General features: G+C 71.2%; 14 protein-coding genes. 4 read left to right on the plus strand and 10 right to left on the minus strand.

All coding sequences use genetic code 11. The features are described 5' to 3' along the window. Positions 1–248: 248 nt before the first annotated feature. Positions 249–2,774 carry a DUF222 domain-containing protein gene (locus tag ACQPZZ_RS20950; protein WP_432934470.1) on the plus strand — a complete coding sequence of 842 codons (2,526 nt, stop codon included), beginning with the start codon at positions 249–251 and terminating at the stop codon, positions 2,772–2,774. 143 nt (positions 2,775–2,917) lie between these two features. Here ACQPZZ_RS20950 and ACQPZZ_RS20955 read toward each other — a convergent pair whose 3' ends face one another. Next, positions 2,918–4,348 carry a hypothetical protein gene (locus tag ACQPZZ_RS20955; protein ID WP_432920705.1) on the minus strand — a complete coding sequence of 477 codons (1,431 nt, stop codon included), beginning with the start codon at positions 4,346–4,348 and terminating at the stop codon, positions 2,918–2,920. A gap of 155 nt (positions 4,349–4,503) precedes the next feature. On the opposite strand from ACQPZZ_RS20955, the gene ACQPZZ_RS20960 reads away from it, so the two are divergent. Together ACQPZZ_RS20960 and ACQPZZ_RS20965 are read left to right on the plus strand one after the other, a co-directional pair. Further along, positions 4,504–5,160 (plus strand): response regulator transcription factor, encoded by a 657-nt coding sequence (locus ACQPZZ_RS20960; RefSeq protein WP_363647144.1) that lies wholly within the window; start codon positions 4,504–4,506, stop codon positions 5,158–5,160. Then, the gene (locus tag ACQPZZ_RS20965) at positions 5,157–6,314 is read left to right on the plus strand and encodes a sensor histidine kinase (RefSeq protein WP_432920708.1); all 1,158 of its coding nucleotides are present in this window, start codon (positions 5,157–5,159) and stop codon (positions 6,312–6,314) included. Before ACQPZZ_RS20960 ends, ACQPZZ_RS20965 begins: the two co-directional genes overlap by 4 nt. A 13-nt stretch (positions 6,315–6,327) precedes the next feature. Here the strand turns inward: ACQPZZ_RS20965 and ACQPZZ_RS20970 are convergent, their stop codons facing one another. From ACQPZZ_RS20970 to ACQPZZ_RS21000, 7 genes are all read right to left on the minus strand, one after another. Next, the gene (locus ACQPZZ_RS20970; RefSeq protein ID WP_432920711.1) at positions 6,328–7,629 is read right to left on the minus strand and encodes a condensation domain-containing protein; all 1,302 of its coding nucleotides are present in this window, start codon (positions 7,627–7,629) and stop codon (positions 6,328–6,330) included. A 330-nt stretch (positions 7,630–7,959) separates the two neighbouring features. Beyond that, a complete protein-coding gene (locus ACQPZZ_RS20975; RefSeq protein ID WP_432920714.1) occupies positions 7,960–9,135 on the minus strand; it encodes a lipid-transfer protein in 1,176 nt (391 codons plus the stop codon). Next, a complete protein-coding gene (locus tag ACQPZZ_RS20980) occupies positions 9,132–9,557 on the minus strand; it encodes a MaoC family dehydratase (protein ID WP_432920717.1) in 426 nt (141 codons plus the stop codon). Before ACQPZZ_RS20980 ends, ACQPZZ_RS20975 begins: the two co-directional genes overlap by 4 nt. Next, positions 9,548–10,537 (minus strand): FAS1-like dehydratase domain-containing protein, encoded by a 990-nt coding sequence (locus ACQPZZ_RS20985; RefSeq protein ID WP_432920720.1) that lies wholly within the window; start codon positions 10,535–10,537, stop codon positions 9,548–9,550. Before ACQPZZ_RS20985 ends, ACQPZZ_RS20980 begins: the two co-directional genes overlap by 10 nt. After that, the gene (locus tag ACQPZZ_RS20990; protein WP_432920723.1) at positions 10,534–10,758 is read right to left on the minus strand and encodes a hypothetical protein; all 225 of its coding nucleotides are present in this window, start codon (positions 10,756–10,758) and stop codon (positions 10,534–10,536) included. Before ACQPZZ_RS20990 ends, ACQPZZ_RS20985 begins: the two co-directional genes overlap by 4 nt. Before the next feature lie 112 nt (positions 10,759–10,870). Next, the gene (locus ACQPZZ_RS20995; protein ID WP_432920726.1) at positions 10,871–13,219 is read right to left on the minus strand and encodes an ATP-binding protein; all 2,349 of its coding nucleotides are present in this window, start codon (positions 13,217–13,219) and stop codon (positions 10,871–10,873) included. A 9-nt stretch (positions 13,220–13,228) separates the two neighbouring features. Then, positions 13,229–14,110 carry a pentapeptide repeat-containing protein gene (locus ACQPZZ_RS21000; RefSeq protein WP_432920729.1) on the minus strand — a complete coding sequence of 294 codons (882 nt, stop codon included), beginning with the start codon at positions 14,108–14,110 and terminating at the stop codon, positions 13,229–13,231. Between the two features lie 464 nt (positions 14,111–14,574). Between ACQPZZ_RS21000 and ACQPZZ_RS21005 the strand changes: the two genes are divergently transcribed. Next, entirely contained in the window at positions 14,575–15,519 is a 945-nt protein-coding gene (locus ACQPZZ_RS21005) for a DMT family transporter (protein WP_432920732.1), read from the plus strand. Positions 15,520–15,574: 55 nt separating this feature from the next. On the opposite strand, the gene ACQPZZ_RS21010 is transcribed toward ACQPZZ_RS21005, so the two are convergent. Together ACQPZZ_RS21010 and ACQPZZ_RS21015 are read right to left on the minus strand one after the other, a co-directional pair. Beyond that, positions 15,575–17,203, minus strand: a complete 1,629-nt coding sequence (locus ACQPZZ_RS21010; RefSeq protein ID WP_432920735.1) for a beta-1,3-glucanase family protein — start codon at positions 17,201–17,203, stop codon at positions 15,575–15,577. A 159-nt stretch (positions 17,204–17,362) separates the two neighbouring features. Beyond that, positions 17,363–18,559 carry a steroid 3-ketoacyl-CoA thiolase gene (locus tag ACQPZZ_RS21015; RefSeq protein ID WP_432934472.1) on the minus strand — a complete coding sequence of 399 codons (1,197 nt, stop codon included), beginning with the start codon at positions 18,557–18,559 and terminating at the stop codon, positions 17,363–17,365. Between the last annotated feature and the right edge of the window lie 9 nt (positions 18,560–18,568).

Consider the following 18,568-nt stretch of genomic DNA (forward strand, 5'->3'; position numbering starts at 1 on the left):
GGTCAGCTGAGCCACGGTCAGCCAGACACTTCGACCCGGTGCACGAGTGCTCGATTCCCCGCTTACCGCTCAATGAGCCCACGAGCAGCCTTTGAGATGTTTTCTGCCGCGTTTCCCGCCTTGTTTGGCGCGCGTTTCCGCTGCTCTCCCCGTATGCCTGTAGCTCCAACAAATCACGTTGCACGGTTGCCAGAGGTGTATTGGCAAGGAAAGAATTGGTACAGGCTTTCGAATGAATGGGGGGCATGATGGATCTGTTCGACCGGAACCATGACCACTCTCATCGTTCGGATAATGCCGACGGCGACTGGTGGGATCGGTTGACCGCCCGTTCAGCCGATACTGCCGGGGCCGCTTCCGCGGCTGGTTCCAGTGGTGCGGCGGGTTCTGCTTGTGCCGATGCTGGCGCTGCTTCGGGTGGTTTCGGTGCTGCCGCCGATGGTGCCGGGGTTGGTTCGGCTGGTGCCGGGTCTGCCGGGTCTGTCGGGGATGCCGGTGGTGGTGCGGGTCGGGGCCGGGGCCGTTCGTCGGGGGTCCGGTCGTCGTGGGTGTTGGTGGCCTCGTTGCGGGAGTCGGCGCAGGCGTTGGCGTTGGCTCCGGTTGCGGACGATGCCGGTGTCTGCCTGGCCGAGGCCGAGGACTTGATGTTCGTGCGGGATCGGATCACGTCGGCGTTGGCGGATCGGGTGGGGCGGGTGCATCGGGCGGGGCAGGCTAGGCAGCATGGGCATGCCTCGACCCGCAGTTGGTTGCGTACCGCGGGTGGGTTGAGTGTGGCGGGGGCGGGCCGGCTGCTGACGTTGGGCGTGCAGTTGGCGCGGTTGCCGCGGGTGCGGGAGGCGTTTGCGGGCGGGGGGTTGTCGGCGGGGGTGGTGGAGGCCATCTGTATGGCTACCGAGCATCTGACCGGTGAGCAGGTGGGGCTGGCTGAGCCGATTTTGTTGGAGTTGGCGGGCCGGGCGGGGCCGGCGGAGGTGGCCAGGGCGGGCCGGTATCTGCGGGCGGTGCTGGACCCTGATGGGGACGAGCGTGATGAGCGGGCCGATTACGGGCGGCAGTTTCTGCGGGTTCGTCCGGGTAAGGGGGGTGGGCTGGAGGGGGAGTTTTATCTGCCTCGTGAGGCGGCCGCCCGGTTGCGGGCGTTGCTGGACGCCTATGCCCGGCCCCGGGCAGAGGGTGATGACCGGCCGCTGCGGGTACGCCAGGCCGATGCGTTGATCGCGTTGCTGGAGCAGAAGATCGTCGCCGAGCTTCTGGTACTGGTCAACGCCGAGTCCCTCCCCACCGACCCGGTCACCGACACCGCCCCTGACCCGGTCGACGATCCCGTCCCCGACACCGTCCACGACCAGGGCGACCAGGGCGACCAGGACGACCAGGACGACGAGGCCAAGCACCCCGGGGGCGCCACCGACGCCGGTGACACGGAGGACGTCGGCGCCAGCGACACCGAGGACATTGAGAACCCCGAGGACACCGACACCGACACCGACACCGACACCGAGGACACCGGCACCAGCGACGCCGCTGGCTTGGATGGCTCGGATGACGTACGTGACCCGAATGAGGCGGGTGGCGTTGACGTCGTTGACGCTGTCGGCCGGGGTGATGACCTTTGCGATCGCAGTGAGACTACCGAGCCTGCCGCCCCCGAGCTTGCAGAGCCCGAGCCCGCCGCCCCCGAGTCGGCCGCCCCCGAGCTCATCGAGTCGGCCGGGTCCGTGGAGCCCGCCGAGGAGGCCGTGTGCTCTGCGTCGAGCGAGGCCCAAGGGACGGACGCGGTCGCTCCGGGTGCCGGTGCTGCGGGCCTCGGTGACGCAGCCGGGTTCGGACAGTCGGAGGGCAACGAGTCGGAGAGCAAGCAGCAGGGAGGGACGCAGCCGGAGGGGACGCAGCCGGAGGGGGCGCGGTCGGAGGAGGCTCGGCCGGAGAAGGCGCGGTCGAGCGAGCCCCAGCAGAGCAAGCCACGACAGCGTGAGTCACAGCAGAGCGAGTCACGACAGCGTGAGTCACAGCAGAGCGAGTCACGGCCGGGTAGGTCGCGCTGGGATGAGTGGCAACCGCCGGATCCTCCTGCGTGGGGCGCTTCTGCCCGTCACGCCCACGCCGGGCCTGGGCCTGCGGGGGGATCCCGGCATGGGTTGGGCACACCCGACGCCCACGGCGACGTGCGCGGCGGGCAGCACTCCCACGACCCGGGCTCCCATGACCCGGGCTCCCATGACCCGGGCCCTCATAAGCCGGGCCCTCATAAGCCGGGCGCAGGGCCGGTGCCAGGGCCGGGGGCAGACTCGGCGGAGCAAGGGCCGGCGACAGGGCTGGATCCGGGGGCAAAAACATGGCCGGGGGCGTTGCTGGGGAGGGCGCCGGGGTTGCTGCTGGCCACGGGGCAGGTGCTGCCGGTCTCCGGCGTGCACCGCCTTGCCCGCACCTCCACCCTGGTACGCCTGGTCATGAACGCCGACGGACAGGTCCTCGACATGGGCCGCAAAGTCAGACTCGCCACCCCGGCCCAACGCCGGGCGGTCTTCACCCGCTACGCCACCTGCTGGATCGACGGCTGCCCCCTGCCCGCCACCCTCTGCCAGATCGACCACGCCGACAACTGGAGCACCGGCGGGCTCACGGACCTGAAGCTGCTCGGCCCGGCCTGCCAGTTCCACAACCGCGACCGCTACCAGCACCCCGAGCGCTACACCCGCCACGCAACCGGCAAAGACCGCTGGGCCTTCACCTACCAACCGGCTCATGCCAGGCGACTGCGGATGCAGTGACGCCGCGCGCCACGAGCCCGGTGGCTGTGATGACACAGTCGCGCTCGCGTGGCTGCCGTCGCGGCCTCTCGCCGATCGCGCTGTCCGCCGCGATCCCGTGCCCGGAGTCCGGGGCCTTCGCGGCCGGCCGGGCGAGGGTCATGTCAGCCGGCCGCCCGGCCAGAACCGAGCGAACGGAGCGAACGGAGCTGGCCGGACGCGGCCAGATCCCGCAGGCCCAGGGCTGCGGCGGCGCAGGCCACCGGGACGGCGGGCAGCACGTAGCGGTGGTCGAAGTCGAGCGCGGCGATCGGGCCGAGGAACAGGAAGGCGGCCGCCGCCCACGGCAGCAGCGCCGCGCGCCGCCGGCCGATCGCGCCGATCCCGCCCAGCAGCAGGGCCACACCGAACAGCGGCCCGTGCAGCAGGCCCGGGTAGCGGTAGACGCCGAGGACAGACGCGTACGGCTCGACCGAAGACATGCCGCGGATGGCGGGGTCGTATTCGGCCCGCACCTTGTCGATGAGCGGGAAGGAGGAAAGCGGCCAGGAGCCGACGGGAAACGACAGCGCGGGACGCATGCGTGCGGGGTGCCGCACAAGGGTGACCGCGAAGGCCAGCGAGGCGTCGTGCGCCACCTCGCGCAGGTAGTCGAGCGGCTGCGCCTCGATGGCGTGCAGCGCGAACCGGCGGGCCAGGTCGTTGTGGGAGAACCGGTCGCCGGGCAGCAGATTGAGTGAGGCGCCGGGTGCCCACACGTACTCGGACGCGGCGTCCACGACGGTGCCGTTCGGGCACAGCCTGGCCTCGTCGGCCGGCGGCCTGATGACCGAGCAGTCGGCGAACGTCATCGTCCGCGCCCAGAGCGCCACCCCGTCGGAGCCGCTGAGTGCGAAACGTCCATGATGGGCCTGATACCAGCCCGCGTAGGCCGCCAGCGGCAACGCCCCCGCGAGGGCGAGCGCGGCCACCTGGCGCACCCCGGCCCGGCGCACGACCAGATACAGCAGGACCAGGCCGAGCAGCGGCACCGCGGCGGTCCGGGTGAGCCCGGCCAGCGCGAGCAGCGCCCCCGCGAAGACGGCCGACCGTACGGACGGCTTCGCCCGCCACATGACGACGGTCAGCGCGGCGACGACGAGGAAGATCAGTTGGGTGTCGGAGAGCACGGCGTGCTCGAGCCGGACGAACGCCGGGTCGAACAGCACGGGCAGCGTGGCCAGGGTGGCCCCCCATCCGGGCAACCGGTGGCGGCGCAGCAACGCGTAGATCATCACGGCAATGCCCAGGCCCATGGCGTGCTGCGCGCCGGCTACCAGTTCGACGCTGTGGACCGGCCACAAAAGCCGCAGGAAGAAGGAGTATCCGGCGGGGTGGAACGCCCCGCCGGGCTTCAGATGGACGGCGTTGTCAAGATAGGTGAACGAGTCGTACCAGTAGAGCTGCGCGGTGTCGTACCCCAGCATGACGAGCACGCGCAGGGCCGCCGCCACGGCGAGCACGGCGGCGAACAGGCCGTGTCCCCTGGTCAGCACCCGTTTCGCGCGGGCGCGCCCGAGCGGCGCCGTCCGTAGGGCGGGTGTCGAGGTGAGCATGGACGATCCCCCGGGTCCGGGCCGGGGCGGCTCCCCGGCGACGCCCGGACACTCCAGCGAAAGATCGATAAACTCGCCGTCACCTGATTCGGTTACGTCCTGGTTATGCCACTCCTGGCAGCCTGGGGCGGTTTCGACGGGTGAAGGGGGCTTCGATGCGGGTGCTGGTCGCGGAAGACGAGCGGATGCTCGCCGACTCGATCGCCGAGGGCCTGCGGGAGGAGGCGCTCGCGGTGGACGTCGCCTACGACGGCGACGCGGCGCTGGAGCGCGTACGTGTGAACGACTACGACGTGCTCATCCTCGACCGGGACCTGCCGGGAACGCATGGCGACGACGTGTGCCGGGCGGTGGTGACCGAGGCCGCGCAGGTGCGCGTGCTCATGCTGACCGCCGCGGCCGACGTGCGCTCCCGGGTGGAGGGGCTGTCGCTGGGCGCCGACGACTACCTGCCCAAGCCGTTCGCGTTCGAGGAACTGGTGGCGCGGGTGCACGCGCTCGGCCGCCGGGTGCGGCCGGCGGACCCGCCGATCCTGGAGCGGGCGGGCATCCGGCTCGACTGGGCGCACCGGCAGGCCTTCCGCGATGGGCGATACGTCCCGCTCGCCCGCAAGGAGTTCGGAGTGCTGGCCGAGCTGCTGCGCGCGGACGGCGCGGTGGTCTCCAGCGAGACGCTGCTGGAGAAGGTGTGGGACGAGCACATCGACCCGTTCACCAACACCGTGCGCACGACGATGATGAAGCTGCGCCGCAAGATCGGCGATCCGCCGGTCATCGAGACGGTCACGGGAGCGGGGTATCGCATCCCATGACGAAGAACCTGCGGCTGCGGTTCGCGCTCGCCTGCGGCGCCGTCTTCCTCCTCGCCGGCGCCGTCCTGATCGGGGTCGTCGCCTTCGTCGTACGGCAGACCCTGGAGCCCCGCGCCGGGCTGGGGCGGCCCGCGTACATGCGCGTTTCGAACGGAATCTACCCTCCGTACACAATCGGGTACTCGGTCGCCCAGGAACGGGCCGAGCAGGTCAGGCGGGTCTACCAGGCCGAGACGGTCAAGAACGTGCTCGTCGTGGGTGCGATCGCCCTCCTCCCCGGGGCCGGGCTCGCGGCGCTGCTCGGCTGGCGTGAAGCCCGATGGACGCTGCGGCCGATACGGTCGGTGACGGCGAGCGCGCGGCGGATCGCGCAGAGCCACGACCTGACCGAGCGCATCGCGCACGACGGCCCGGACGACGAGGTCAAGGAGCTGGCCGACATCGTGGACACCGTGCTGGGCCGCCTCGCCCGCTCGTTCGACGGCCAGCGGCGCTTCGTCGCCAACGCCTCGCACGAGCTCCGCACTCCGCTGACCATCAACCGCACACTCGTGGACGTGGCGGTCCGCCGCGCCGACGCGGGCGAGGACGTCAAACGGCTCGGTGAGTCGCTCTTGCTGGTCAACGCCCGGCACGAACGCCTGATCGACGGTTTGCTGGCCCTGGCCGAGGGCGAGCAGAAGGTGCTCGACCGGCGGCCCTTCGACCTTACCGACGTGGCCGAGCACGTGCTCGACGCCGCCGCCGAGGAGGCGGAGGCGGCTCAGGTGGCCGTGCACCGGCTGCTCGACCCCGCGCCGACGGCGGGCGAGCCGGTGCTGGTGGAGCGGCTGGTGCAGAACCTCGTGGAGAACGCGATCCGGCACAACCACCCCGGCGGCGAGGTGTGGGTGTCGACCCGGCGCAGGGCCGACCGGGTGGAACTGGTGGTGGCCAACACCGGCCTGCCGGTGCCTCCGTACGAGATCGAGACGATCTTCGAGCCGTTCCGGCGGCTGCACGGCGACCGGCTGCGCTCCGAGCGCGGCAGCGGCCTCGGGCTGTCGATCGTGCGGGCCGTCGCCTACGCTCACGACGGCGTGGTCACCGCCACCCCGCGTGAGGAGGGCGGCCTCACCCTCGCGGTCGAGCTGCCCTGCGTTGAACCCTCCTAGGAGTCGAACCCTTCTAGGAGAGCGGCCGAGCCGCGCCGACCACGAAGGACTCCAGCCGGTGCAGCAGGGCGGCCATCTCACCCTTGGGCAGGCGGGTGGTGTCGGCGCTCAGCTCCACGCCGAGCGTGCCCTTCCAGCGCATCAGCGCCAGGCAGAAGTGGCAGCTGCGCTGGTCCGTGCCGGGGAGCCATTCCAGCTCGGACTCCCCGTCGACGTCGCCGGCGCTGCCCGGATCCTCTCCGGGGCGCAGGTCGTTGAAGCAGCACGACGGGAACACGGACACGCCCCGGTCGGCGCTCACTCGGTCGACCATCGCGTCGAAGGCCAGCGTGTCGAAGCGGGCGCGCCGGTACGACGCGAGAACCGCCGGATAGGCGCTCACGAGGGTCTCGGCGAAGCTTCCGCACGGCCCCAGGGTGAACAGTCCCAGCTGGTTCAGGCTGGTGACCAGGTCTCGGGTCCGGTCGTCGAAGCGGTTGTGCACGATCGGGGTGATCGCGCACACCTCGTGCCCGGTCAGCTCGCGTAGCTGCATGGTGACCGCCACCAGCAGGACCGTGGCGGTGCTGACGCCGGCGCGGCGGGCGAGCACCTGCGCGGCGTGGTTGAGCCGGGGCGACGACAACACGGCCCGCGCGTACCTCGGCGTCGAGCCCGCCGCGACCGCCTTCGGGAACATGCTGGACGGCACGGTCCGCAGGAGCGTCTCCCACTGCGCGATGGCCCGGTCCGAACGGGCCGACGCCGCCTTCTCCTCCCGGACCAGGTCGAGCAACTGCGACGACGGCGGTCGCGCGATCGCGCCGCGCAGCAGCAGCATCCGCAGGTCGCGCACCACGACGTCGGCCGCGCGCCAGTCCGCGACGACATGACTGATCACGAGCACCACCTGCGTGACGGCGCCGTCGCAGACCACGAATCCGGCGCGCAGCGGCTGCTCACCGTCGGCGAAGGAGCGCCCGGCCAGGCGGGCGACGAGTTCCGCCGCGGCGTCGTCCGCGTCGCCGCGTGCGGCGTCCACCAGCTCGATCGGCAGAGTGCCTGTCGCCTTCACCACCTGGTACGGCCCGTCCGCGCCGAGCCGTACGAGGGATCGCAGGGCGTCGTGCCGGCCCACCACCTCGGCCAGGGCGGCCGCCACGTCGCCGGGACTGCGCGGGCCGCCCGCGCGCGGGACGTCGAGCAACCGGGGCACGTTGAAGTAGTGCGCGTCGTCCTGCCCCACACCGTCGATGGCTCTCCAGATGGCCCGCTGTCCCCAGGCGAGATCCGCCGTTCCGGAGCGGTTGGCCGCGAAGTCCACCGAAAGCCGCATGACTCTCCTTCGACTGCACGTCTGAATCAGCAAATGCCGGTCCGCGGAGGAACGTGGTGCCGGGCGGCCGTGGTGCTGGGAGGCCGTGGGAACGCTCCCATGGAAGGCTAGGTACCGCCTCAGGCCGGGTCAAGATCTCCCCGTGCCGTTCGTCTCGGCCCAATGCGGCGCGACGGGGTCACCGGCCGATCCGCGCACGTGGCGGAAGGGGTCTTCGAACGCTCCACCTGGATTTTGACAACCTGGAAACCGCTTCGTCCGGCCTCGGCGACGCTCTCCGCCGAATCCGCCGCACCCGGGCGCGGACAGCGACCGGCCGCTCTCCGGCGTTCACCGATCCGTTCCGAGGACGAGACCGCTGGTGGGCACCCCGGTGCCCGCGGTCACGATCACGTTGCGCACTCCTTCCGGCTGGTTGACGCTGGTGCCCCGCACCAGGCGGACGGCCTCGGCGATGCCGTTCATGCCGTGCAGGTACGCCTCGCCGAGCTGCCCGCCGTGCGTGTTGAACGGCAGCCGCCCGCCGAGTTCCAGGTTGCCTTCGGCGATGAAGTCCTTCGCCTCGCCGGGGGCGCAGAAGCCCAGCTCCTCCAGTTGCGGCAGCACCAGCGGGGTGAAGTGGTCGTACAGGATCGCCGCGTCCATGTCGGCGGGGCCGAGGCCGCTCTGCGCGTACAGCTGCCGCCCGACCAGTCCCATCTCGGGGATGCCGGTGATGCGGGGACGGTAGTAGCTGGTCATCATGTGCTGGTCGTCGCCGGAGCCCTGGGCCGCGCCGAGGATGACGGCGGGCGGGTGCGGCAGGTCGCGCGCCCGCTCGGCCGAGACCACGACCAGTGCCTGCCCGCCGTCGGTCTCCTGGCAGCAGTCCAGCAGGTGCAGCGGCTCCGCGATCCAGCGCGACGCCTGGTGGTCCGCCAGCGTGATGGGCCGCTGGTAGAACCAGGCCGCCGGGTTGGTCGCGGCGTGCCTGCGGTCCACCACGGCCACCCGGCCGAAGTCCTCGCTCGTCGCGCCGTACTCGTGCATGTAGCGGCGGGCGAACATCGCCACCCACTGCGCGGGCGTCGACAGGCCGAACGGTGTGAGCCACGCGTAGGCGGCGCTGTCTGCTCCCGTCCCCATCGGCTGGCCGGCCTGGCCGAGGCCGTAGCGCACCCCGGACCGCTCGTTGAACGCCCGGTAGCACACGACCACGTCGGCGACGCCGGTCGCGACAGCCATCGCCGCCTGCTGGACCGTGCCGCAGGCAGCGCCGCCGCCGTGCGGGATGCGGGAGAAGAACGTCAGGTCGCCCATGCCGGTGTCGCGGGCGACGTGGATCTCCGCGTTGGTGTCGGCGGTGAACGTCACCATCCCGTCCACGTCGGACGGCTTCAGCCCCGCGTCGGCGATGGCCGCGAGCACCGCCTCGCAGGCGAGCCGGAGCTCGCTGCGGCCGGAGTCCTTGGAGAACTCGGTGGCCCCAATGCCCGCGATCGCCGCCGCACCGGAAAGACGGGTCATGTCGCCTCCTTGAGCCGGACGACGGCGGTGCCGGTGACGTGGGCGCCCAGGCCGTTCTCGCCGCGTACGGCGATCTCGACCCGGTGGTCCTCGTCGTGCTTGGCGGTGACCGTGCCGGTCAGCGTCATCGTGTCGCCGGGATAGTTGGGCACTCCGAGCCTGATCCTGATGGCCGTGACGACGGCGGCCGGGCCCGCCCATTCGGTGACGTACCGGTCGACCAGGCCGTTGGTGGTGAGGATGTTCATGAAGATGTCCTTCGACCCGCGCTCGACCGCGAGGCCGGGGTCGTGGTGGACGTCCTGGTAGTCGCGGCTCGCGACAGCGGTCGCCACGATGAGCGTGCGGGTCAGCGGGATCGGCAGCACGGGCAACTCCTCCCCCACCGCCACCTCCTCGTACGTCCGGCTTGTCATGTCCATCGGTCGTCCTCCTGCGGGCGGAACACCGGAAGTGACAGGTCGGGGTCGGCGTCCAGCCAGTCGAGGACGACGGGCATGCCGATCTCGGCCTCTCCGGGTTCCACGCCGACCAGATCGGTGACGAGCCGCGTGCCCTCATCGAGCTCCACGACCGCGACGATCAGCGGATACTCGAACGCCGGGTGGCGGGGGTGATGGTTGACCACGAAGCTGTAGACCTGCCCGCGGCCGGACGCCTCGGCGGCGTCCCATTCGAACGAGCCGCAGTGCGGACAGCACGGGCCGGGCGGGTGGCGCAGCGTCGCGCACCCGGCGCAGCGCTGGATCACCAGCCGGTGCTCACGTGCCGCCTCGAACCAGAACGCGTTGTCCCGGTTGATCGCCGGCCGCGGCCGCAGCGCCTTCGGGGCCGGCTTTTCCGGAGAAGAAGCCTTCGGGCGGAACCACAGCAGACGCCAGCGCTGCACGGCGACGACCTCACCGTCCTGGTCGGTGTAGGTGCGGACCGTGGTCACGAACCGCCCGACGCCCAGCGCGGTGCTCTTGTCCGGGGAGATCGACTCCACGACCTCCCGGACGCTCACGCGGTCGCCGACCACCAGCTCCCGGTGGAACTCGAACTCCGAGTCGGTCGCCACCACCGAGGTGTAGCCGTCCTTTTCGAGCAGCGCGTGCAGCTCCTCCGCGCCCGGGGCCGCCCCAGTATCCGCAACGGTGCCCGCAACAGTGCCCGCAACAGTGCCCGCAACGGTGTCCGCAACGGTCGCGGCGTATCCCCGCATCGTCCACGCCTGCGTCATCGACGCGGGCGCGACGATCCCGGGACGGCCGGTCGCGCGGGCGGCGGCGTCGTCCAGGTAGACGGGGTTGCGGTCGCCCATCGCCTCGGCCCAGTGCCGGATCATCGGCACGTTCACCGGGTCGGGCCCCTCCCACAGCGGGACGATCTCCCGCCCGGCGAACCTCTCGTAATCGCTCATCGGCGACCAGTCCGTGGAAGGCCGAGGCCCCGGGTGGCGACCATGACCCGCAGCACCGCGTGCACGCCGCCGAAGGCGGTGACGACGAGCTCGTCGGTCACCAGGCTCTCGCGGCTCAGCCCTTCGCAGGTGGCCGCCTTGATGCGGTTGCGCAGGGTCACGGGCCCGGGCTTCGCCGGGGCGAGCACGTCCGGAGCCGTCCTGGGCGCTTGTCGAGTCAATGGGGGATCCTCCACTCCGGTCTTCACGCTGTCCAGACGTTAGTCAGCGGGACCCGCCGGCGATCCGGCGAATCCCGCTGATCGGGAGGAATCCTTCGGGCCCTCCGCGTGGCTACCCGGGTTGCCGTATCAGCTTCGACCTGACTTCGGCGGCCCGCGGGTGGCCGAGCGCGTCGAAGACGACCAGCGCCTGTTCCCAACGGTGGAGCGCCTCGTCGTGCCGGCCGAGTGCCTGCAGCGCGCCGCCCAGCCCGTCGAGGGCCATCGCCGCGGCGAGACGGTCGCCGGCTTCCTCGTGAACCGCCAGCGACTGCTCGAACCGTCCGACGGCGGCGTCCCATGCACCGGCCGAGGCCTGCCCCAACCCCGACTCGTACAACGCCCAGCCCTGTACGGCCCGGTTGCCGATCGCCAGGTGGAGGTCGGCCGCCTTCTCGAGGATCTCCGTGGCTTCACTCCAGCGGCCGCGTCCCAGTTCGACCCGGCCGAGGTTCCGCAGCGCGTGCGCGATCCCCCATTCGCTGCCGATCTCACGGAACACGCGGAGGGCCTCGCCCACAGTGGTCTCGGCATCCTCCCACCGGTGCAGTTCCAGGTACGTGAGACCGAGATTGTTCAGGGCGATTCCCTCACCGAACCTGTCGCCCTCCCTCCGGTTGGCCGACGCGGCGGCCGCACAGTGTTCGAGCGCCTCCTCCAGCAGCCCCACCTCCTGGCAGGCGAGGCCGAGGTTGTTGAGGATCCACCCGTCGGCGACGCCCCCGGCGTTCCGGGACGAGGCCGCGGCGAGCCGGTGGATCTGCAGCAGGTCCGGACAGCGGTTGCGCAGGTAGTAGTACTCACCGGAGGCGGCGGCGAGTTGCCAGGCGAGGTCGTCCATGCCGAGACGGGCGGCCTGGCCTGTGGCACGGATCAGGTTGTCGGCCTCACGGTCGCACCAGGCGAAGGCGGCCCTGGTGTCGGGGAAGCCGGGGAAAGCGACACCGGTTCGCATGCTCAGCGGCACCCGGCGACGCTCGGGGGCGAACACCCGGTCGGCCGCATCGGCTCCCGCGAGATACCACTCGAGGACGCGACGGACCGCCTCTTCCCGTTCGCGAGGCTCGATCTCCTCCGCGCACTCACGCGCGTACAGCCGCACCAGGTCGTGGAGGCGGTAGCGGCCGGCCGGCAACTGCTCCACCAGATGCACGTCGACCAGTTCGCGCATCAGCCGGCGCGTCGCCGGGACCGGCCGTCCGGCCAGGGTCGCCGCCGCCTCGGCACCGATCTCGGGTCCCTCGTGCAACCCGAGGTGCCGGAAGAGTGCCGCCTGCTCGGCGCCGAGCGACTGGTAGGACCAGCGCAGTACCCGCCGGATATCGGCGCGGTCGTGGAGCGCGAGGGTACCCAGCCGCTCGTCCTCGGGCTCCAGTTCGTCCACCGCGTCGGCCACCAGGGTGTTCGGACGCGCGACCAGTCCCTCCGCCACGATCGACAACGCCAGCGGCAGCCCGGCGCACAATGTCACCACCCGTGCCAGGGAGCCGGGCTCGGCCCTGAGCCGGTCCTCCCCCACGGTCCGTTTCAGCAGGCCGGCCGCCTCGTCGTCAGTGAGGTGGCGGACCGGGACGGTCAGCACGCCCAGCCCGCCCAGGAACCGCCGGCTGGTGATCAGCGTGCGGCACGGACCGCTGCCGGGCAGAAGGGGGCGGACCTGCTCGGCGTCGTAGGCGTTGTCGAGCAGCAGAAGGAGCCGGCGGTCGGATATCTCGGTCCGGAACCTCGCTTCGAGGGAGTCGAGCGAGGTGGGGATCTCCTCGTCGGGCACGTTGAGGCTGCTCAGGATGTTACGCAGCGCGAGGGCGGGGCTGAGCCGCTCCTCGATGTCGCCGAAGCCCCGCAGGTTCACGTAAATCTGCCCGCTGGGGAACCAACCCGCGCTGTGGGCGGCCCAGTAGAGGGCCAGTGTGGTCTTCCCGACCCCTGCGGCGCCGACCAGGGCGACCGAGGTGGTGTCGTCCCCACTGGTGGAGATGAGCGTGTCAAGCTCTGACAGCTCGTGAACGCGTCCGACGAAGTGCCGCGTCGCAGGCGCCGGAACCTCGTGAGGCACACCGGGCGGTGCGTCCGGCGCGGGAAGCCGCGACAGCTGTCTCCAGGCGTTCTGCCATCTCACCACTTCGGCCGTCACCTCCGCTTCCGGCCTGCCGCGCAGGCACGCTCGGATGAAACAGCTGAGAAAGTCGTGGACGTCGTCGTCGGACTCCGCTTGATGGAATCCGCACTCCACTGCCTGAATGAATTCACGGCGCAGTTCCTTCCAGCAATCACGCGACCCCGGGTCGCGCATCCTGTCGACGGCGAGCTTCGCGCAGCGTTCGCGCATACGCCGCAGAGCCGTGCCGAACTCCTTGAGCGTCCGCGCATCAGCCGGATCGGGGAACGGCTCACGATGGTGGCCAGGGCTCATCCCCGCCATAAGCACCTCCTATGCGGGTGAACCGGGTGGCAGGAACACGTCCTGGGTGCGCTGCCCGTCCAGAAGCGGAGGCGTCCGGTAGTCAGCGACGTCGCGCAGGTCGACCTGCCCGTCCCGGAAGCGGGCACCGGCGAACGTGATGTCGCTTCCGCGGAAGGCCGCTCCGGTGAAGGCCACCAGGCAACCGCAGAAGATGGCGTTGAACGAGAGCGCTCCCCCGGTGAACCGCGCATCGGTGAAGCTGACTTCACCGCTCTCGAACTCGGCGTCGTCGAAGTTCACCGCCCCCGCCGTGACGTGTGCCCCCTCGAAGCTGACCATGCAGTCCGCGAACCGGGCGTCCTGGAAGGAGACCACCGCACCGGCGAACACGGTTCCGCGGAACGACACCACTCCGGAACGGAACTGGGCGTTGCGGAAGCTCACCCTGCCGGCGGTGAATCGCGCGTCCTCGAACTCCCCGCCGTCGAAGACGGCGCCGGTGAAATCGAAATCGTGCCCCTGCCAGGAAGGCCCGGCACCTTCCCGCAGCCGGGCGGAGATGATGCGGGTGATCGAATGCCTCAATTGCCGTTCACCGTGCCACGCCCTCCGTTCCGGCAGCGCGTCCGGCGGGTCGGGAATGTAATAGAGGCGCAGGTAGGCGCACAGGACGTCGATGCAGTTCTGGCGCCCCCGCGGCCAGTCGTCGGCGAGCGACGCCAGGGCGTACACGCCGGCGAGGCGGACGGCCGGAGCGTCGGCCCCGAGCTGCTCCGCGGCCTTGGCCAGGCGCTCGACGTTGAGCCTGGTCTGCTCCCGGAGCTCCGCGCGCTCATTGAGCCACTGCTTCCGGTAGGCCACCACCAGCGCGATCACACCGCCGACCCCGCCCACCACGGTAAGAGCCACCCTGGTCAACTCGAGCTTGTCCGCCGACGGCAGCCCTGACCGGCCCGACCACGGCGGCGTCCCGAGGCTCCACCAGAGCCCGACTCCTGTGACCAGCGCGCTACATATTCCCAACGCCAGCCAGAGAAAGACCTGCCGCCCAAGCCGCATGCGGGGGCGAGGCTCCGCATCCACTGCCAACGGCGTCTCCGAGAATGACGGGGGAATCGTCATCGTACTCTTCAACGGCGCAATTCTCATAATGGGAACCGTTTTCGGACCGCCGCAACAGAGGCCGCCAGACAAATGACATGAGCGGCTCAAGCCTCACTTAATTCCCACTTCGCGACAATAGCCATAGTTCGGCATTCAGGGCTCTTGCGACGCCTGCGCGCCCGTCGTCCCCGAGGCATGGGCCCTGCGACGGGGGGTAGCTCGGGTAGCCAGGCCGATCACGCCGACAGCGGGGGACGCCCATGACGCGAGTGAGCGAGAACCGGACCGCGGACGTGACCGGCCGGGCCGCGGGCCACCCGTCCGTGTCGATGGCGCTGGGGGCGCTGTTCGTGTCGGCCTCGGCCGTGCTCATCCACCTGTCGGGCACCTCACCGGGGACGGCCTCGTTCTACCGCTGCCTGCTGGCCCTGCCCGCACTGGTTCCCCTCGCGGCGCTGGAGCGCGGACGGGAGAACGGGCGGGAGAACGGACGGGAGAACGGGCGGGAGAACGCGGCGCCGGCGCGGTGGCGGGTCGTCACCCTGGCCGCGGGCGTTCTGTTCGCCGGCGACATGCTGTTGTGGACGGCGGCGATCGGTGAGGTCGGCGCCGGGCTCTCCACCGTGCTCGTCAACGTTCAGGTGGTGATGGTGCCGCTGCTCGCCCTGCTGGTGGATCACGAGCCGCCGCCCCGCCGGTTCGTCGTGTCCCTGCCCTCCCTTCTGCTCGGCGTGGTCCTGGCGAGCGGTGTGGCCGAGGGCGGCGCCGGTGGGAGCCGGCCGCTCCTCGGGACCGTTCACGCCGTGCTCGCGGCCGTGTGCTACTCGGGCTTCCTGTTCCTGCTGCGGCGGGGAGGGCAGGACGGGCGGGCGGTGCGGTCCTATCTGTGGGTGACCGTCGCCGCCGCCGTCACGTCCCTGGTCGCGGGCGCCCTTTGGCAGGGCGTCGATCTGGCCCCGGGCTGGACGGCCGTCGGCTGGCTGGCCCTGGTCGCGGTCTTCGGGCAGGTGCTCGGCTGGCTCCTCGTCGCCGTCGCCGCTCCCCATCTCGCGAGCCACGTCGGGGCGATCCTGCTGCTGCTCACGCCCGTCGGGGCCCTCGTCCTCGGCTGGGCCGTCCTCGGCGAGCGCCCCTCCCTCCTGCAACTGGCGGGCTGCGCCGTGATCCTCGCGAGCGGCGCCTTCGCCACCACCCGTTCCCGCCGCGAGTCGTGAGACGGGCGGCCCGGCGGCAGACGCACCGCCGGGCCCGATCGTCACCGCGTCGTGTTCACTGAACGGCGAAACGCTGGGCGGCGGTGCCGTTGCAGTCGTAGATCTGCAGGCGGGTGCCGTTCCCGGTGGCGCCGCCGGGGGCGTCGACGCACCGGCCCGACTGGGGGTTGCGGATCGACCCGTCGGACAGCCGCACCCAGTTCTGCGCGCCCGTGTTGTTGCAGTCGTACAGCTGCAACGGGGTGCCGTTGGCGGTGCCGCCCGACTGCACGTCGAGGCAGCGGCCGAGGGTGCGCAGCGTCTGCCCGCTCCAGGTCCAGCGCTGGTCCTTCGCGTAGGACTGACAGTCCCACAGTTGCACCGGCGCGCCGTTGCCTCCGGTGTCGTCGCCCGCGACGTCGACGCACTTGCCGCCGGGACCGACGATGTTCGTGCCGCCCGGGCCGCCCGGGCCCCCGCCGAAACTCCCGATCGTCATGCCGGCCGACGACGGGTTGGGCTGGTCGATCACCGGGGCGAACCCGCCGACGTCGTCATAGGAGAAGCCGTAGGCCAGGCCGTTCAGCGAGTTGGCGTGAATCGTCTTGCTGAACAGGTTCGACGCCGGCTGCCCGTAGAACTTCGCCGCGTCGGTCGTCGGCTGGGTGTCGTACATGGCCCGGCCGGAGGTCGACAGCGTCGCGCGGTTGAGCGCGGCGCACACCCGCGCGCCGACCGCGAGGATGGCCGCCTGGTCGGGCTGGTTCGGTGGTTGCATGCCCCCGGAGCAGGCGAAGACGTCGCTCGTGGCCGGTTTGGTGAGCGTGCCGATGACGGCGCCGGACGTGTTCCTGAACGTCCAGTTCGTGCCGTTGGTCGTCCCGGTGAAGGTGCCCAGCGATGTCTGCACGGTCAGCGCGTGCGTCGCGTAGTAGGACCACACCGCGCTCACGTAGGAGTCGAGGTACGTCGCGGGGAACAGGCCCTTGGCGATCGCGTGCACGGGCGCGAGCACGCGCAGCGGGAGGCCGTCGGAGGCCCGCGTCGTCGTCAGGCCCGACCACGGCGATCCCAGGGCGGCGAACGCGTTGAGAATGCCGGTGCGGTCGCCGGGGATGCCCTGTGTCTGGGTGCTGCCGGAGGCGTCGGTGACGCTGACCGTCACCGGGACGCTGAACATGTCGACCGTCGTCGAGTTGATGAAGATGCCGGTGCCGCCGTTGCTCGTCCGCGCGAACTCCGTCCAGTCGTAGAGGATGCCGGCGTTGGGGTCGCTGTCGGCCCAGGGCGCCGGTTCGACCAGGCCGTTCGTGGTCAGGAAGAACCGCAGTTTTGCGCCCATCGACACATAGACGCGGCCGCCGGACAGGTTCGGCGGCAGCGTGATAGTCACGCTGGCGCCGTTGCCCGGCCCGGGGATCGAGATGTCCGGCGCCGGGACGGGCCCGTTGGGGATCGACGAGGGGAAGGAGTACGCGCGCCACGTTCCGGAGGCGTCCACGTATCCCTGCCGGCCGGTGGCCGAGTTCCGGGCGACGACGTAGACGTACGTCGCGTCGGCGCGGCCGGAGTTGTTGGTGATTGTGAAGGGCAACTGCGCGACGGCGGCGTCCGCCGCCCGCTGCCCGGCGGCGAGTACGACCGCCTGGGCCAGCAACACGACGGCGAGCAGTGCCCGCCGCCACAGCCGGAACGACATGTGCATGCCTCGGCTCCTCTGGGGGGTGCGGAGATGAGCCTGAGAGCGCTCTCAGTAAAGTATCTTTACTGTTGACTGACCCCCCGTCAATACCCGCCGGCAGGCGACGGCCGGGTCAGCGGGGCCGCTGGCGCCGCTCGCCGGTCGGCCCGATCGGCCGCTTCCTCAGATCCGTTCGACGACGGTGGCCGCGGCGTGCGCGCCGCCCGCGCACATGGTGACCAGGGCGGTCGAGCCGCCGGTGCGCTCCAGCTCGCACATCGCCTGCGTGATCAGGCGGGAGCCGGTGGAGCCGACGGCGTGGCCGAGCGCGATCGCGCCGCCGTTCACGTTGACCTTGTCCAAGTCGGCGTCGAGCTCCCGCGCCCAGGAGAGCACGACCGAGGCGAACGCCTCGTTGATCTCGACGAGGTCGACGTCGGACAGCTTCATGCCCGCCTTCTTCAGCACGTGCCGGGTCGCCTCGATCGGGCCGTCGAGGTGGTAGTAGGGATCGGAGCCGACCATGCAGGAGGCGACGATGCGCGCCCGCGGTCGCAGGCCGAGATCGCGCGCCCTGCCGGCGCTCATCAGCAGCACGCCGGCCGCGCCGTCGCTGATCTGGGAGGAGTTGCCCGCGGTGTGGACGCCTCCCGGCAGCACCGGCCGCAACCTCGCCAGCGCTTCCCCGCTGGTCTCGCGCAGCCCCTGGTCCCTGGTGACGACGGCGGTCTCCCCCGTCGGGCCCTCGGGTCCCGTCACGGGCGCCTCGACCGCGAGGACCTGTCCCTCGAACCTGCCCTCCGCCCACGCTTTGGCGGCGCGCCGCTGGGAGCGCAGGCCGAGCGCGTCGGCGTCCGCGCGGGTGATGCCGCGCCGCCGCGCGATCCGTTCCGCCGCCGTGAACTGGTCGGGCATGTCCAGCGACCACGACGGCGGGAAGGGGCTGCCCGCCTCCGGGGTGATCGCCGCGCCGAGAAAGACCCGGCTCATCGCCTCGACGCCGCACCCGATGCCGGCGTCGATCGCGCCCGCCGCGATCAGTCCGGCCACCAGGTGGACCGCCTGCTGGCCGGACCCGCACGCGCAGTCGATCGACGTGCAGGCCGTGCCGTACGGCAGGCCGGCGTGCAGCCATGCCTGACGGGTGACGTTGTTGGCCTGCTCCCCCGCCTGAGTGACGCAGCCGCCGATCACCTGCTCGATCACCTCGGGGGCGAGGCCGTTGCGCTCGATCAGGCCCCGGTGCACCACGCCGAGCAGCTCGGCCGGATGAAGCCCGGCCAGGGCGCCGTTGCGCTTGCCGACCGGTGTGCGCACCGCGTCGACGATGACGGCCCCAGTGACAGCCCCAGTGACGGTCCCAGTGACGGTCGCGGCCATCGGTCCTCC

The sequence above is a fragment of the Microbispora sp. CA-135349 genome, from assembly GCF_050947365.1.
Lineage (GTDB): Bacteria > Actinomycetota > Actinomycetes > Streptosporangiales > Streptosporangiaceae > Microbispora.